This is a genomic window from Pseudomonas knackmussii B13 (assembly GCF_000689415.1).
GTDB lineage: Bacteria > Pseudomonadota > Gammaproteobacteria > Pseudomonadales > Pseudomonadaceae > Pseudomonas > Pseudomonas knackmussii.
On record NZ_HG322950.1, the window covers coordinates 471,837 to 487,812 of the forward strand.

General features: G+C 65.8%; 14 protein-coding genes. 8 read left to right on the forward strand and 6 right to left on the reverse strand.

What is annotated here, in order from left to right; genetic code table 11:
* The first annotated feature begins 3 nt into the window (after positions 1 to 3).
* A complete protein-coding gene (locus tag PKB_RS02155; RefSeq protein ID WP_084166554.1) occupies positions 4 to 792 on the forward strand; it encodes an AraC family transcriptional regulator in 789 nt (262 codons plus the stop codon).
* 73 nt (positions 793 to 865) lie between these two features.
* Complete coding sequence (locus PKB_RS02160) at positions 866 to 1,477, forward strand: LysE family translocator (protein ID WP_043248647.1); 612 nt, start codon at positions 866 to 868, stop codon at positions 1,475 to 1,477.
* A 4-nt stretch (positions 1,478 to 1,481) separates the two neighbouring features.
* On the opposite strand, the gene PKB_RS02165 is transcribed toward PKB_RS02160, so the two are convergent.
* Positions 1,482 to 2,201, reverse strand: coding sequence for a 16S rRNA (uracil(1498)-N(3))-methyltransferase (locus tag PKB_RS02165; protein ID WP_043248650.1), 720 nt, complete (start codon positions 2,199 to 2,201; stop codon positions 1,482 to 1,484).
* A 77-nt stretch (positions 2,202 to 2,278) separates the two neighbouring features.
* Entirely contained in the window at positions 2,279 to 3,682 is a 1,404-nt protein-coding gene (locus tag PKB_RS02170) for an adenosylmethionine--8-amino-7-oxononanoate transaminase (RefSeq protein WP_043248651.1), read from the reverse strand.
* Between the two features lie 151 nt (positions 3,683 to 3,833).
* Here PKB_RS02170 and PKB_RS02175 point away from each other — a divergent pair, with 151 nt between their 5' ends.
* The 3 genes from PKB_RS02175 to PKB_RS02185 all read left to right on the forward strand — a co-directional run bounded on the left by PKB_RS02175 (position 3,834) and on the right by PKB_RS02185 (position 6,732).
* Positions 3,834 to 5,324: a flavin monoamine oxidase family protein gene (locus PKB_RS02175; protein WP_043248653.1), complete on the forward strand. Its 1,491-nt coding sequence runs from the start codon at positions 3,834 to 3,836 to the stop codon at positions 5,322 to 5,324.
* A 247-nt stretch (positions 5,325 to 5,571) separates the two neighbouring features.
* The gene (locus tag PKB_RS02180) at positions 5,572 to 6,126 is read left to right on the forward strand and encodes a cytochrome b (RefSeq protein ID WP_043248655.1); all 555 of its coding nucleotides are present in this window, start codon (positions 5,572 to 5,574) and stop codon (positions 6,124 to 6,126) included.
* Between the two features lie 30 nt (positions 6,127 to 6,156).
* Positions 6,157 to 6,732, forward strand: coding sequence for a YceI family protein (locus tag PKB_RS02185; protein WP_043248658.1), 576 nt, complete (start codon positions 6,157 to 6,159; stop codon positions 6,730 to 6,732).
* A gap of 43 nt (positions 6,733 to 6,775) precedes the next feature.
* Here PKB_RS02185 and PKB_RS02190 read toward each other — a convergent pair whose 3' ends face one another.
* The gene (locus PKB_RS02190) at positions 6,776 to 7,225 is read right to left on the reverse strand and encodes a MarR family winged helix-turn-helix transcriptional regulator (protein ID WP_043248660.1); all 450 of its coding nucleotides are present in this window, start codon (positions 7,223 to 7,225) and stop codon (positions 6,776 to 6,778) included.
* A gap of 268 nt (positions 7,226 to 7,493) precedes the next feature.
* On the opposite strand from PKB_RS02190, the gene mexA reads away from it, so the two are divergent.
* From mexA to PKB_RS02205, 3 genes are read left to right on the forward strand one after another with little or no spacing between them, the layout of a single operon-like run.
* A complete protein-coding gene (gene mexA, locus PKB_RS02195) occupies positions 7,494 to 8,642 on the forward strand; it encodes a multidrug efflux RND transporter periplasmic adaptor subunit MexA (protein ID WP_043248663.1) in 1,149 nt (382 codons plus the stop codon).
* Between the two features lie 15 nt (positions 8,643 to 8,657).
* Positions 8,658 to 11,801 (forward strand): efflux RND transporter permease subunit, encoded by a 3,144-nt coding sequence (locus PKB_RS02200; RefSeq protein ID WP_043248665.1) that lies wholly within the window; start codon positions 8,658 to 8,660, stop codon positions 11,799 to 11,801.
* Position 11,802: 1 nt separating this feature from the next.
* The gene (locus PKB_RS02205) at positions 11,803 to 13,254 is read left to right on the forward strand and encodes an AdeC/AdeK/OprM family multidrug efflux complex outer membrane factor (RefSeq protein ID WP_043248666.1); all 1,452 of its coding nucleotides are present in this window, start codon (positions 11,803 to 11,805) and stop codon (positions 13,252 to 13,254) included.
* Positions 13,255 to 13,342: 88 nt separating this feature from the next.
* Here the strand turns inward: PKB_RS02205 and PKB_RS02210 are convergent, their stop codons facing one another.
* The 3 genes from PKB_RS02210 to PKB_RS02220 form a co-directional block, all read right to left on the reverse strand.
* Positions 13,343 to 13,771: a UPF0158 family protein gene (locus PKB_RS02210; protein WP_043248668.1), complete on the reverse strand. Its 429-nt coding sequence runs from the start codon at positions 13,769 to 13,771 to the stop codon at positions 13,343 to 13,345.
* 65 nt (positions 13,772 to 13,836) lie between these two features.
* Positions 13,837 to 14,262: a UPF0158 family protein gene (locus PKB_RS02215; RefSeq protein ID WP_043248669.1), complete on the reverse strand. Its 426-nt coding sequence runs from the start codon at positions 14,260 to 14,262 to the stop codon at positions 13,837 to 13,839.
* 52 nt (positions 14,263 to 14,314) lie between these two features.
* Complete coding sequence (locus PKB_RS02220) at positions 14,315 to 15,886, reverse strand: methyl-accepting chemotaxis protein (protein ID WP_043248671.1); 1,572 nt, start codon at positions 15,884 to 15,886, stop codon at positions 14,315 to 14,317.
* Between the last annotated feature and the right edge of the window lie 90 nt (positions 15,887 to 15,976).

Below are 15,976 nucleotides of genomic sequence, written 5' to 3' on the forward strand. Positions count from 1 at the left end.
GGTGTGGCGCTGCGGCATGCCTGGCTGGGCGATTTCGAAGTCGCCAGCGCCGAGTTGAGCGGGCACCGTTTCGACAAGCACAGCCACGACGAATTCGTCATCAGTGCCAACCTGCGCGGCGCAGAGCAGGTCTGGCTGGATGGCCGTACTTTCGCGGCCGGCCCTGGCGACATCACGGTCTACAACCCCGGGCAGATCCAGGGCGGCGGTGCCGCAGACGGCGAGCCCTGGCGCTTTGTCAGCCTCTACCTGCCCGAGTCCACGCTGGCCGAATGCCTGGGTTTGCAGCGTGTCGCCTTCGACCGTCCGGTGCTGCATCACCCACATCTGGCCGCCGAGCTTTCATGCGCGGTGGAGCAGGTGCTGGCTCCAGACAGTTTCGTCGGCGAGCGGGGCGAGGAGCGCCTGACCCTGGTGCTGGGGGAGCTTGCGCAGGACGTTGGGACCCATCTGCCGCGCGTTTCCGCGCTGGGTCGGCGGCCGGTGGAGCGCCTCCAGGAGCTGCTGGCCGAACACCTCTGCGAACCCCTCGGGCTGGACGAGATGGCCGCTCAGCTGCAGGTTTCCAAATTCCACCTGCTGCGTGCTTTCAAGCAGCACACGGGCATGAGCCCACGGCAGTGGGCCATGCAATTGCGCACCCGGAGGGCGCTGGCGCTGCTTCGCGACGGCCATTCCGTCGGGCATGCCGCGCACGCGCTGGGCTTTGCCGACCAGAGCCATCTGACCCGGCACTTCCACGCCGCCTATGGTGTCAGTCCAGGGCGTTATCAGCGCGTGCTGCGCAGCTGAGCAATCCGGTTCAAGTTTTTCCTGCGACCACCGGCGACAATCGGCCTTCCGCTGATCGTTGGAGTCTTTCGCCGTGCTAGCCATCTTCCTCGCCGCCTTGTTGTTCGGATTCGCCTTCAACGTTTCGCCCGGCGCGGTGTTCAGCGAGACCTTGCGTCGCGGACTTACCGGCGGCTTCCGTCCGGCACTGCTGGTGCAGCTGGGGTCGCTGATCGGCGATGCGGTCTGGGCGCTGGTCGGGCTGACCGGACTGGCGTTGCTGCTGGCCCACGACCAGGTCCGTGTGCCGCTGACCCTGGCTTGCGCCGCCTACCTGGCGTGGCTTGGTATCCAGGGCCTGCGCGATGCCTGGCGCCCGCCGTTGGGCGAGGCGGAAGCGACGGCTGCCAACGGCAATGCCTTCGCTTCCGGCGCAGCCATTTCCCTGTCCAACCCGAAGAACATCGTCTATTGGGGCGCGCTGGGCAGCGCCTTGGCGGGCATCGTCGAGGGGGCGCCGAGCCAGGCGCAATCGCTGGTGTTCTTCGCCGGCTTCATGCTCTCGTCGCTGATCTGGTGCTTCCTGTGCGCCGGCCTGGTGGACTGGTTGCGGCGCAACACCTCGCTGTTCTGGCACAGGGTCAGCTATGCCGGTTGCGGCGTGCTGTTGCTGGGGCTGGCCGGATTGGCGCTGCGCGGGATCTGACCGGTCAGAAGTCGCCCCAGAGCTGCTGCGCCACGCTCAGCGCGACCACTGGAGCCGTCTCCGTGCGCAGTACGCGAGGGCCGAGACGGGCCGCAAGGAAGCCGCCAGCGCGTGCCTGCTCGACTTCCGTGTCACTCAGCCCGCCCTCGGGGCCGATGAGGAAGGCCAGGCTGGCCGGCGGCGCGTGGCTTACCAGCGGCTCGGCGACTGGGTGGAGGACGAGCTTGAGTTCCGCCTCGACGCCCTGCAGCCATTCGGCCAGGGTGATGGGGGCGTTGATCTGCGGCAGCACCGAGCGGCCGCACTGCTCGCAGGCACTGATCGCGATCTGCCGCCAATGCGCGGTGCGCTTGTCGGCGCGTTCGTCCTTCAGACGCACTTCGCAGCGCTCGCTGATGATCGGGGTGATTTCCGAGGCGCCCAGCTCGGTGGCCTTCTGGATTGCCCAGTCCATGCGCTCGCCGCGCGACAGGCCCTGGCCGAGGTGGATCCGCAGTGGCGATTCGGCGAGGCCGGCGAAGGCCTCGCGCAGTTCCACGCGCACGCTCTTCTTGCCGACTTCGATCAGTTCGCCGAGGAATTCCTGGCCGGAGCCGTCGAACAACTGCACAGCATCGCCGACGGCGTGGCGCAGCACGCGGCCGATGTAGTGGGCCTGGGCTTCGGGCAGTTCGTGCTGGCCGAGGGAGAGGGGAGCATCGATGAAGAAACGGGAGAGGCGCATAAGGGCAGCTGCAAGCGGCAAGTGGAAAGCGGCAAGTCTAAAGCCTTCGGCTTGCCGCTTATAGCTACCCGTGCCCGCTAGCCCGGATCGCGGTGATCAGGGTAAAGGCCGCTCACCGCCACGCTGACGCTGTCGCGGCAGGCGATGTCGATGCCTTCGCTGGCGACTTCGGCGAGGAAGTCGATTTCCTCCGGGGTGATCACGTACGGCGGCAGGAAGTACACCACGTTGCCCAGCGGGCGCAGCATGGCGCCGCGCTCCAGGGCGTGCTGGTAGACCTTCAGGCCACGGCGCTCCTGCCACGGGTAGGCGGCGCGGCTGGTCTTGTCCTGGACCATCTCGATGGCCAGGGCCATGCCGGTCTGGCGGATTTCCGCGACGTGCGGGTGGTCGGCCAGGTGCGCGGTCGAGGAGGCCATGCGCGCGGCCAGGGCCTTGTTGGCCTCGATGACGCGGTCCTGCTCGAAGATGTCGAGGGTCGCCAGGGCTGCCGTACAGGCCAGCGGATTGCCGGTGTAGGTGTGCGAATGAAGGAAGGCGCGCAGGGTCGAGTAGTCGTCGTAGAACGCCTGGTAGACCTTGTCGGTGGTCAGCACCGCGGCCATCGGCAGGTAGCCGCCGGTGAGCGCCTTGGACAGCACCAGGAAGTCCGGGGTGATGCCGGCCTGCTCGCAGGCGAACATGCTGCCGGTGCGGCCGAAGCCGACGGCGATCTCGTCGTGGATCAGGTGCACGCCGTAGCGATCGCACGCTTCGCGCAGCAGCTTGAGGTAGATCGGGTGATACATGCGCATGCCGCCGGCGCCCTGGATCAGCGGCTCGACGATCACTGCCGCCACCTCATGGTGATGCTGCTCCAGGGTGCGCTCCATGTGCTCGAACATGACCCGCGAGTGGTCTTCCCAGCTCTGGCCTTCGGCGCGGAAGTAGCAGTCCGGGCTGGGCACCTTGAGGGTGTCGAGCAGCAGCGACTTGTAGGTCTCGGTGAAGAGCGCGACGTCGCCGACCGACATCGCCGCCACGGTTTCGCCGTGGTAGCTGTTGGTCAGGGTGACGAAGCGCTTCTTGCTCGGCTGGCCGATGTTCTGCCAGTAGTGGTAGCTCATCTTCAGCGCCACCTCGATGCCCGAGGAGCCGTTGTCGGCGTAGAAGACGCGCGACAGGCCTTCCGGCGTCAGGCGCACCAGGCGCTCGGACAGCTCGACCACCGGCTGGTGGCTGAAGCCGGCGAGGATCACGTGCTCCAGCTGGTCGACCTGGTCCTTGATGCGCTGGTTGATGCGCGGGTTGGCGTGGCCGAACACGTTGACCCACCAGGAACTGACCGCATCCAGGTAGCGCTTGCCCTCGAAGTCCTCGAGCCACACTCCCTCGCCGCGGCGGATAGGGATGACCGGCAGGCGTTCGTGATCTTTCATCTGCGTGCAGGGGTGCCAGAGCACCGCCAGGTCGCGCTGCATCCACTCGGCGTTGAGGCCCATGAGCTGTCTCCTCTAGAAGTCGGGCAAGCCTATGCAATGCCTCTTCGATGAACAAGGCGGGCGCCGCGACACACGGCAGATGGCGGCCTCTGGCCGCTCCTCGGGCGCTGGCGTATGCTGCGCGCCTTTGCAACATGCTGGGGGATGCACGATGAAAATGGGATGGCTGCGCGCGGCCAGTTTGCTGGCGCTTTCGGCGCTGAGCGTGGTGGCGCTGGGCAAGGACAAACAACCGACGGCGATCGTCGTGGGTGGCGGTCTGGCGGGGCTGAGTGCCGCTTACGAACTGCAGCATTCGGGCTGGGACGTGACCCTGCTCGAGGCCAAGCCGAGCATCGGCGGCCGTTCGGGCCTGGCGACCAGCGAGTGGCTGGGCAGCGCCAAGGTGCAGCCGACGCTCAATAGCTACCTGGATACCTTCAAGCTGAAGTCGGTGCCGGCGCCGGACTTCGTGCGTACCCCGGGCTACCTGATCGACGGCATCTACTACAGCAATGCCGACCTGCAGCAGAAGCTGCCGACCGTGGCGGCTGACCTGAAGCGTTATGAGAAGTCGCTGGACGAGCTGTCGGCGTCCGTCGAAGACCCGCTGAACCCGCTGGCGAACAAGACCCTGTTCGCGCTCGACCAGATGAACGTCGCGCGCTGGCTGGACAAGCTGAACCTGTCGCCCACCGGTCGCATGCTGGTCAACCAGCGCATCCGTTCGCACTACGACGAGCCGTCGCGTCTGTCGCTGCTGTACCTCGCCCAGCAGGGCCGGGTCTATCGCGGCGTCGACGATCGCGACCTGCGCGCCGAGCGCCTGCCCGGCGGCAGCCAGGTGCTGGCCCAGGCCTTCGTCAAGCAGCTGAAGAACATCAAGACCAACGCCCGCGTCTCGGCCATCGTGCAGGACAAGGACGGCGTCACCGTCAAAGCGGGCGCCACCAGCTACAAGGCGGACTACGTGGTTCTCGCCGTACCGCTGCGCGCACTCGGCCAGATCCAGCTGACCCCGGCCCTGGATGCCAAGCAGCAGTCCGCGCTGCGGGACACCAACTACGGCTGGCGCGACCAGATCCTGATGAAGTTCAAGCGCCCGGTTTGGGACGACAAGACCCGTCTCTCCGGCGAGATCTACAGCGACCAGGGCCTGGGCATGATCTGGGTCGAGCCGGCGCTCAAGGGCGCGGCCAACGTGCTGATCAACCTGTCCGGCGACAACGCGCGGGTGATGCAGGCCTTTGGCGACCGTCAAATGGTCGACCAGGTGCTGATCCGCATGAACAAGTTCTATCCGAAGATGCGCGGTGCCTTCGACGGCTACGAGCTGCGTCGTTACAGCACCGACGTCGGTACCGGCGGTTCCTACCTGGCCTTCGGTCCGGGCCAGATCAGCCGCTTCTGGCGCGTCTGGGAGCAGCCGTCGGCACGTGTCGCATTCGCCGGCGAGCATACCGATGCGCTCTATCCGGGCACCATCGAAGGCGCCCTGCGCAGCGGTAAGCGCGCCGCTGGGCAAGTCCGCGACCTGGCCGCCGGCAAGAGCGTGAGCATCGAGGCCGCTGCACCGGCCAAGGCTGCCGAGGCGCCGGCCACCACCGTCGCTGCCGATGGCAAGAAGAAGGGCATGTTCTCCTGGTTCACCGATCTGTTCTGAACCGCAGTGGGAGACTTCCCCGCATAGAAAGAGGGCGCCGAAAGGCGCCCTTTTTCGTTGTGGCGCCAACGTTGGCGAATAAGTTCGTCTGGGAAGGTGTTGTAGGAAATATCCTGTGGAGGCTTTGGAACGGTCGTTAGGTGGCAAAGCTATCTTGTGAATCGATGTTTCAAAGCAGGAAATTCCACTTTCATTCGATGAATTTGCCGCTAGCCTTGCTGGTCCGGCTTTGTCAGGAAACCTCTAGATGCAATGGCGTAACTCGCCCTCCCGTTATGGTCTGGTCAGTCTTTTCCTGCACTGGGGCAGCGCTCTGGCTGTCTTCGGTCTGTTCGCCCTGGGGCTGTGGATGCGCGAACTGGACTACTACGACGCCTGGTATCACCGGGCTCCGGAAATCCACAAGAGCATCGGCATCCTGCTGCTGATCGCACTGGTGCTGCGGGTGCTCTGGCGCTTCGTCAGTCCGTCGCCGCCGGCCCCGGCCAATCACAGTCCGCTGGTGCGCAAGGCCACCAAGCTCGGCCACCTGACCATCTACCTGCTGCTGTTCGCGGTGATGATCGCCGGCTACCTGATCTCCACCGCCGAAGGCAAACCCATCAGCGTCTTCGGCTGGTTCGACGTCCCCGCAACGATCAGCGGCCTGCACGAGCAGGCTGACGTGGCCGGGGCCATCCACCTCTACCTGGCCTGGGCCCTGGTGGTCCTCGCCGTGCTCCACGTCCTGGCGGCGCTGAAGCACCACTTCCTCGACCGTGATGCGACCCTGGTGCGCATGCTCGGTCGCGCCAAGGATTGATCCAACCTCGCTGCACTAAGGAGATGCACCATGCTGAAGAAGACAATCGCCGCGCTGGCCCTGGGTTCCGCGCTGTTTGCCGCCGGCCAGGCCATGGCCGCCGACTACAAGATCGACAAGGAAGGCCAGCACGCCTTCATCGAGTTCCGTATCAAGCACCTGGGCTACAGCTGGGTCTACGGCCGCTTCGATGACTTCGACGGTGCCTTCACCTACGACGAGAAGAACCCGGCCGCCGACAAGGTCAAGGTGACCATCAACACCTCCAGCGTGAACACCAACCACGCCGAGCGCGACAAGCACCTGCGCAGCCCGGACTTCCTCAACGTCGGCAAGAACCCCACCGCGACCTTCGAGTCCACCGGGGTGAAAGTCGAAGGCAAGCAGGCCGAGATCGCCGGCAACCTGACCCTGAACGGCGTGACCAAGCCGGTCACCCTGAAGGCCGAGCTGATCGGCCAGGGCGACGACCCGTGGGGTGGCTACCGCGCCGGTTTCCTCGGCACCACCACGCTCAAGCTGAAGGATTTCAACATCCAGCGCGACCTCGGCCCGGCTTCCCAGGAAGTCGAGCTGACCTTGTCGGTCGAGGGTGTGCGCCAGTAAGCGCAATGCGATGGGAGCGCCGGCGAATGCCGGCGTTTTCGTTTCAGGAGGCGCCGTCTTCGCCAGGCAGCGAGTCCAGGCAGCGGCGCAGCAGGGTGGCGAGGGTTGCCTGCTCGGCGTCGTTCAGTGGCGCAAAGAGGTTTTCATGGGTTTCTGCGAGGATGCGCTGGGTCAGGCTGTCCACCGCCTTGCCGGCGTCCGTGAGGAACAGCTGGAAGCTGCGCTGGTCGTCCGGATTGCGTTCGCGCCGGACCAATCCACGCTCCTCCATTTCCCGCACCTTGCGGGTGATCAGTGCCTTGTCGCGGCACATCTGCCGGCCGACGTCCTGCAGATTGAGGCCTTCGCTCGCGCCGATCAGTTCGAGCAGGCGAATGTCCGGCGGCGCCAGGTCGATGCCCTGGGCGTTGAGGCCCTGCAGCAGGCTGGCGCGCATATGGTCGAAAAGCGCCATCAGGCTCAGGGGCAGGTCGGGATTCAGGGAGCGGGTCATGGCAGAGATCGAGTAAACGGAATGTAAAGCCGATTGATCGGCTCGGTTATTTTTCTTATTTTAGTTGACGCTATCAACTTTAGTACAAGCCTTTTCCTGCCCTGCACGAATTCCGCTGAAGCTTGCGCCCATGGCTAAAACGTTTCAGTCCTTTTCGTTCCGGGCTTTCGGGCGTTTACAAACAGGCTTGAATGTAAGTATTTTGCCAGCCTTTCCGGCCCGGTGCCCAGGCGTCGAGTCGGCTGCTTATGCTCATGAGGACCACGATATGCAAAGAACGCCAGCCAAGAGCGCTCTGGTTTCGGCCTTGCTCGTCGCCTTGGCGACCCTGTCGGGCTGCGGCAAGAGCGAAGCCCCGCAGCAGGCGCAGATTCCGGAAGTGGGAATAGTCACCCTGCAGGCCCAGACGGTCTCCCTCAGCACCGAGCTGCCGGGCCGCACCAATGCCTACCGCGTCGCCGAGGTTCGCCCGCAGGTCAACGGCATCATCCTCAAGCGCCTGTTCAAGGAAGGCAGCGACGTCAAGGAAGGCCAGCAGCTCTACCAGATCGATCCTTCCACCTACGAAGCCACCTTCCAGAGCGCCCAGGCCAACCTGGCGGCGACGCAGCAACAGGCCGAGCGCTACAAGCTGCTGGTCGCCGACGAGGCGGTCAGCAAGCAGCAGTACGCCGACGCCCTTGCTGCTTCGCTGCAGGCCAAGGCTGCTGTGGAGAGCGCCAAGATCAACCTGCGCTACACCAAGGTGCTGTCGCCGATCTCCGGACGCATCGGTCGCTCGGCGGTGACCGAGGGCGCCCTTGTGACCAACGGCCAGAGCAACGCCATGGCCACCGTGCAGCAACTCGACCCGATCTTCGTCGACGTCACCCAGCCGTCCACCGCGCTGCTGCGCCTGCGCCGCGAGTTGGCCGCCGGCAACCTGCAGAAGGCCGGCGACAACGCCGCCAAGGTCAAGCTGTTCCTCGAGGACGGCTCGGAATACCCGCTGGAAGGCAAACTGGAGTTCTCCGAAGTCTCGGTCGACCAGGGCACCGGCTCGGTGACCCTGCGCGCCGTGTTCCCCAACCCCAAGCATGATCTGCTGCCGGGCATGTTCGTCCACGCGCAGTTGCAGGAAGGGGTGAAGGACCAGGCGATTCTCGCCCCGCAACAGGGCGTGACCCGCAGCCTGCGTGGCCTGCCTACCGCCCTGGTGCTGGGTGCCGACGACAAGGTCGAGCTGCGCGAGCTGAAGGCCGACCGCACTGTCGGCGCCTACTGGCTGGTCACCGATGGCCTGAAGCCGGGCGATCGCCTGATCACCGAAGGCCTGCAGTACGTACAACCAGGCGTCAAGGCCAAGCCGGTGCCGGCGAAGAACGTCGCCCCCGCACCAGAGGCCGGCAAGCCCGCCGCTTCGGGCAGCCAGGGTTAACCAAGGGGTTTCGCAATGTCGAAGTTTTTCATTGACCGGCCGATTTTCGCCTGGGTGATCGCCCTGGTGATCATGCTGGCGGGCGGGTTGTCGATCCTCAAACTGCCGGTGAACCAGTACCCGGCCATCGCCCCGCCGGCGATCGCGATCCAGGTGAGCTACCCGGGCGCTTCCGCGGAAACCGTGCAGGACACCGTGGTGCAGGTGATCGAGCAGCAGATGAACGGTCTCGACCATCTGCGCTACATCTCCTCGGAGAGCAACTCCGACGGCAGCATGACCATCACCGTGACCTTCGATCAGGGCACCAGCCCGGACATCGCGCAGGTCCAGGTGCAGAACAAGCTGCAGCTGGCCACGCCGCTGTTGCCGCAGGAAGTGCAGCAACAGGGCATCCGCGTGACCAAGGCGGTGAAGAACTTCCTGATGGTCGTCGGCGTCGTCTCCGAAGACGGCAGCATGACCCGGGAAGACCTGTCGAACTACATCGTCTCGAACATCCAGGACCCGCTGTCGCGTACGCCCGGCGTGGGCGACTTCCAGGTGTTCGGCGCGCAGTACGCCATGCGTATCTGGCTCGACCCGGCCAAGCTCAACAGCTTCCAGCTGATGCCCAGCGATGTGGTCACCGCCGTGCAGGCGCAGAACGTGCAGATATCCTCCGGCCAGTTGGGCGGCCTGCCCGCGGTCAAGGGGCAGCAGCTCAACGCCACCATCATCGGCAAGACCCGCCTGCAGACCGCCGAGCAGTTCGGCAACATCTTCCTGAAGGTCGCCTCCGACGGCTCGCAGGTGCGCCTGAAGGATGTCGCCACGGTCGAGCTGGGCGGCCAGGACTACAGCATCAACGCGCAGTTCAACGGCAAGCCGGCCTCGGGTATCGCGATCAAGCTGGCTACCGGCGCCAACGCGCTGGACACCGCCAAGGCGATCCGCGCCACCCTAGAACGCCTGAAGCCGTTCTTCCCCGAAGGCATGAAGGTCGTCTACCCGTACGACACCACGCCGGTGGTCTCGGCCTCCATCCACGAGGTACTCAAGACCCTGGGCGAAGCGATTCTGCTGGTGTTCCTGGTGATGTACCTGTTCCTGCAGAACTTCCGCGCCACCCTGATCCCGACCATCGCCGTACCCGTGGTGCTGCTGGGTACCTTTGGTGTCCTGGCGGCATTCGGCTTCTCGATCAACACCCTGACCATGTTCGGCATGGTGCTGGCGATCGGTTTGCTGGTGGACGACGCCATCGTGGTGGTGGAGAACGTCGAGCGGGTGATGGCCGAGGAAGGCCTGCCACCCCGCGAGGCGGCGCGCCGCTCCATGGGACAGATCCAGGGCGCCCTGGTGGGTATCGCCCTGGTGCTTTCCGCGGTGTTCCTGCCGATGGCCTTCTTCGGCGGCTCCACCGGTGTGATCTACCGGCAGTTCTCCATTACCATCGTCTCGGCCATGGCCCTGTCGGTGCTGGTGGCGCTGGTCCTCACCCCGGCGCTGTGCGCGACCATGCTCAAGCCCATCGAGAAGGGCGACCACGGCGAGCACAAGCGCGGCTTCTTCGGCTGGTTCAACCGCAGCTTCATCGCCGCCACCTCGCGCTACGAGCGTGGCGTCACCTCGATCCTCAAGCGCCGCGCACCCTACCTGCTGGTGTACGTGGTGATCGTGATCGGTATGGGCTGGCTGTTCAGCCGCATTCCCACCTCGTTCCTGCCGGACGAGGACCAGGGCGTGCTCTTCGCCCAGGTGCAGACTCCGCCGGGCTCCACTGCCGAGCGCACGCAGAAGGTCGTCGACCAGATGCGCGAGTACCTGCTCGACAAGGAAAGCGCCGCGGTCAACTCGGTGTTCACCGTCACCGGCTTCAACTTCGCCGGTCGCGGCCAGAGCTCGGGCATGGCGTTCATCATGATGCGGCCCTGGGAAGAGCGCCTGGGCGAGCAGAACAGCGTGTTCGCCGTGGCCCAGCGCGCCCAGCACTACTTCTTCACCATCAAGGACGCGATGGTCTTCGCCTTTGCCCCGCCGGCGGTGCTGGAACTGGGTAACGCCGTGGGCTTCGACATCTTCCTGCAGGACCAGGCAGGGGTAGGCCATGACACGCTGGTGCAGGCGCGCAACAAGTTCCTCCAGCTTGCAGCGCACAACCCCGTGCTGCAGCGCGTGCGCCCCAACGGTCTGAACGACGAGCCGCAGTACGAGCTGCTGATCGACGACGAGAAGGCCAGCGCCCTCGGTGTGTCCCTGGCGGACATCAACAGCACCGTGTCCATTGCCTGGGGCTCGAAGTACGTCAACGACTTCATCGACCGTGGTCGGGTGAAGAAGGTCTATGCCCAGGGCGAACCGAATGCGCGGATGAGTCCCGAGGACCTGGCCAAGTGGTACGTGCGCAACAGCAGTGGCGACATGGTGCCGTTCACCGCGTTCGCCACCGGCAAGTGGGTGTACGGATCGCCGAAGCTGGCGCGCTACAACGGCGTACCGGCCATGGAGATTCTCGGTGAGCCGGCCCCGGGCCGCAGCACCGGTGATGCCATGGCGGCGGTCGAGGAAATCGTCAGCCAGCTGCCGGCGGGTGTGGGTTACTCCTGGACCGGCCTGTCCTTCGAGGAACGCCTCGCGGGCTCGCAGACCACCGGGTTGTTCGTGCTCTCGACCATCGTGGTGTTCCTCTGCCTGGCGGCGCTCTACGAGAGCTGGTCGATCCCGTTCTCGGTACTGCTGGTGGTGCCGTTGGGGATCATCGGTGCGTTGCTCGCCACCTCGATGCGCGGGCTCTCCAACGACGTGTTCTTCAAGGTCGGTCTGTTGACCACCATCGGCTTTTCGGCGAAGAACGCCATCTTGATCGTGGAGTTCGCCAAGGAGCTGCACGAGCGGGAAGGCAAGCACATTGTCGATGCGGCCATCGAGGCCTGCCGCATGCGTCTGCGCCCGATCGTCATGACCTCGCTGGCCTTCGTCCTCGGCGTTGTGCCGCTGGCGATTTCCTCCGGCGCCGGCTCCGGTAGCCAGCACGCCATCGGTACCGGCGTGATCGGCGGGATGATCACCGCGACCGTGCTGGCGATCTTCTGGGTGCCGTTGTTCTACGTGGTGGTCAGCACCCTGTTCAAGGACAAGACGTCCAAGGAACAGGCGGCCGCCGAGAAGGGGCATTGATATGAGAAAGTCCTTACTCTCCCTGGCCCTGGCGGCTGCCGCACTGTCCGGCTGCTCGCTGATTCCGGACTACCAGCGCCCCGAGGCGCCGGTAGCCCAGGCCTATCCCCAGGGCCCGGCTTATGCCGGCGCCCAGGGCGTTGTCGGTGGCACTCCCGCCGCGGACCTGAACTGGCAGAGTTTCTTCAACGACCCGCAACTGCGTCGTCTGATCGACGTGGCGCTGGAAAACAACCGCGACCTGCGCGTCGCCGCGCTGAACCTCGAGGCCTTCCAGGCGCAGTACCGCATCCAGCGCGCCCAGCTGTACCCGGCGGTCAGCGCCGACGTCGCCGGTTCGCGCCAGCGCCTGCCGGCCAAGGTGTCGTCCACCGGCAACGAGATGATCAGCAGCCAGTACGGCGCGACCCTGGGCGTCACCGCCTGGGAGATCGACCTGTTCGGCCGCCTGCGCAGCCTGCGTGACCAGGCCCTGGAGCAGTATCTGGCCAGCGACGAAGCCCGTCGCAGCACCCAGACCGCCCTGGTGGCCAGCGTCGCCAACGCCTACCTGACGCTACGTTCCGACCAGGACCAGCTGAAGCTGACCCGCGACACCCTGGCCACCTACGAGAAGACCTACGCGCTGACCAAGCGCAGCAACGAGGTCGGTGTGGCCTCGGCGCTTGACCTGAGCCAGGCGCAGACTTCGGTCGAAAGCGCCCGGGCAGCCCTGGCGCAGTACACCCGCCTGGTCGCCCAGGACCAGAACGCCCTGACCCTGCTGCTCGGCACCGGCGTACCCGCCGATCTGCCGCAGGGCCTGGCGCTGGACCAACCGATTCTGGCCCCGATTCCAGCCGGGCTGCCGTCCGACCTGCTGCAACGCCGCCCGGACATTCTCGAAGCGGAACACCAGTTGAAGGCAGCCAACGCCAACATCGGCGCGGCGCGCGCGGCGTTCTTCCCGAGCATCAGCCTGACCGCCAACGCGGGTAGCCTGAGCCCGGACCTGTCCGGTCTGTTCGACGGCGGTTCCGGCACCTGGCTGTTCAAGCCGTCCATCAGCCTGCCGATCTTCAACGCCGGCAGCCTGCAGGCCAGCCTGGACCTGGCCAAGGTGCAGAAGAACATCCAGGTGGCGCAGTACGAAAAAGCCATCCAGACCGCCTTCTCGGAAGTCGCCGATGGCCTGGCCGCTCGTGGCACCTATGGCGACCAGTTGGCCGCCCAGCGCGCCCTGGTCGACGCCAACGCCCGGTACTACACGCTGGCCGAAAAGCGCTACCGCACCGGAGTGGACAACTACCTGACCCTGCTCGTTGCCCAGCGGTCCCTGTTCAGCTCTCAGCAGCAGTTGATCACCGATCGCCTGAACCAGCTCACCAGCGAGGTGAACCTGTACAAGGCGCTCGGCGGCGGCTGGCAGGACAGCACCGCCCAGAAGCAAGCCGCGCAACAGCCCAAGGGCTGACGCTGGCGCCAACGAAAACGCCGCCCCTCGGGGCGGCGTTTTTGTTGGCGTGGAACGGATTCACTTGTAGGAGCGAGCCGTATCGCGGTTAGAGGATCGCGCTCTGCCCGGCCGGACGGATCTGGTGGTCGGCCAGCCAGTCGAGGGCGCATTCGCGCAGGCGTTCGCCCTGGTAGACGTACCAGGCCTGGAGCAGTTCCGGATAACCCATCAGCACATGCCTGAAAGCCTTGAACGGCTTGCGGCCTTCCAGGGCGGCGGCGAGCAGGGGATAGGCGTGGGGCTCGTCGACTTCGCGGAGGAAGTCGCGCATCAGTTCGAGGGATTCGCGGGTGCTCAGCGGCTCGATCGGCAGCAGGCGCTCCGGGTCTTCCTCGAGCAGGGTCAGCAGGCCGGGGTCGGGGGAGTCCTCGATCAGCGGCACCACCTGGCCGCTGCCCAGGTCCAGGTAGTGCTCGATGTCGCTGGTGTCGAGGGCTACGGCGAGTTCGTCGAGGTCGATGGTCAGCGGACGCATGGTCACTCTCCCAATGGACGAGGCTTCCAACCTACCGCAATAGCAGCGCGTTTGTATTGCAGTATTCAGTCCGTCGACTGGGGCAGTCCGATGCCTTCCTCGGCGAGCCATTCCAGGGCCAGCTGCCGCAGGGGGGGGGGGGGGGGGGGGGGGGGGGACTCGCGAATCTCGGGGTAGTCGAAAAGCCGGTCCTTGAAGCTGCGGAAGGGCTTCCGGTCTTCCAGCGCACGCACGAGGCTGTCGCTGGCCCGAGGGTCGTCCACTTTCTCCCGGACGAAGTCCTCCATGATCCGGAAACCGTCGCGGGAGGAGACTGGCTCGATGTACAGGAAACGTTGGGGCTGTCGCTCGAGCAACTGCTCGAACTCCTCATCGAGGTCATCTTCCGGGCGTAAGCGAATCTCGCCGGTCTCGAGGTCCAGATGGAACTCCATGCCGTTGCTGTCGAGCACGAGGACCAGATCATCGATGTCGACGGGCAGGATCTTCATAACCTTCCTCCAATTTGGCATCGGAGGAAGGTTATCAATGAAGCGCTGCCGGTTACAGGCGGAAGCGCGCGACCTGGCCCTGCAGATCGTTGCCCAGGCGTGCCAGTTCGTTGCTGGATACGGCGGTCTGCTCGCTGGCGGCGGCCGATTGCTCGGCGATCTCGCGGACCTGGGCGACGCTGCGGCTGATCTCGCCGGCAACGCTGCTCTGCTGCTCGGCGGCCGAGGCGATCTGCAGGTTCATGCCCTGGATCTCCGATACCGTGCGGGCGATGGCGGCCAACGCATCGCCGGCGCGACGGGTCAGCTCCACCGAGTTGCCGGTCAGGCGACGGCTGTCGTCCATGCGTTGCGCTGCCTGCTGGGTACCGGTCTGCAGGCTGGCGATCAGCTCTTCGATCTCGGCGGTGGACTGCTGGGTGCGCTGGGCCAGCGCCCGTACCTCGTCGGCGACCACGGCGAAGCCGCGACCGGCCTCGCCCGCGCGGGCGGCTTCGATGGCGGCGTTGAGCGCCAGCAGGTTGGTCTGCTCGGCCACCGACTTGATCACGTCGAGGACGCTGCCGATCTTCTCGCTGTCGCCGCGCAGACGGCCCATGGCTTCGCTGGAGCGCTCCACTTCTGCAGCCAGGTTGTCGATCTGCTCGATCGCCTGGCCTACCACCTGCTCGCCGTCACGCGCCTGGCGGTCGGCCTGGCGTGCGGCGCCGGAGGCTTGCTCGGCGTTGCGGGCGACTTCCTGCACGGTGGCAGCCATTTCTTCGATGGCGCTGGCGACCTGCTCGGTCTCGATGCGCTGGCTGTTGACGCCGGCGCGGGTCTGTTCGGTGACTGCGGAGAGTTCGTCGGCGGAGGTAGCCAGTTGGCCGACGCCACTCCCGAGGTGGCGCAGCAGTTCGCCCAGGCTGTCGCGCATGCGCAGCATGGTGCGTTGCAGCTGGCCCAGCTCATCGCTGCGCTGCAGGTGCAGGTCGCCGGCCAGGCCGCGCGTCAGGTCGCCCTGGGCGATGTGTTCGGCGAGGCCGAGGGCCTCGTGCAGCGGGCGGACGATCTGGCGGTTGATCGCCCACACCGAGAGCGCGCCGAAGAACAGGGCAAGCAGGGTGATCAGCACCAGGCGCTGCTTGGCCTGGCTGGCCACGTCGCCGCGCAGGTGCAGGCCATCTTCGTGGACGGTATGGCTGGCGGCAGCCAGCGCAGTACTGCGGGCGTCGAGATCGGCGGTGAGCGAGGCGCTGCTGGCGCCGGCGCTGAGCAGTTGGTCGACCGCTGCGGCGTAGCTGTCGACGGCTGCCTGCAGGGTCTCGAAGTCACGTTCGGCAATGCCGTCGCGAGCCAGCTTCTGCACTTGCGTGCGCAGATCGCCAAGGCGTTCACGCAGGTTGCCAGCGGCGGTCGCACCGGGTTCGAGCTGGTAGCGCAGGCGGGCGAGCTCGACTTCGCGGGTCTGGCTGTCGAGGTGGCTGTTGGCGGTGAGCCGCTCGCTGTGCGCGGACTGTTCGTCGAGGGCGTTGAGGCCGCTGACCAGCACCAGCAGGGTCAGCAGCAGGCAGATGCCGAAGCCCACTGCGAGCTTGAGGCTGACGCTCAGGCGGCCGAGCTGCAGGACGAGCCAATCGTACATGTCGAATACTCCAGGCAGACACGCCCACGGCAGCGCTGCTTCCGTGGGCATGGGAATCGAGTGATGGCGTTTTTTCTTGTACAGGCGAGG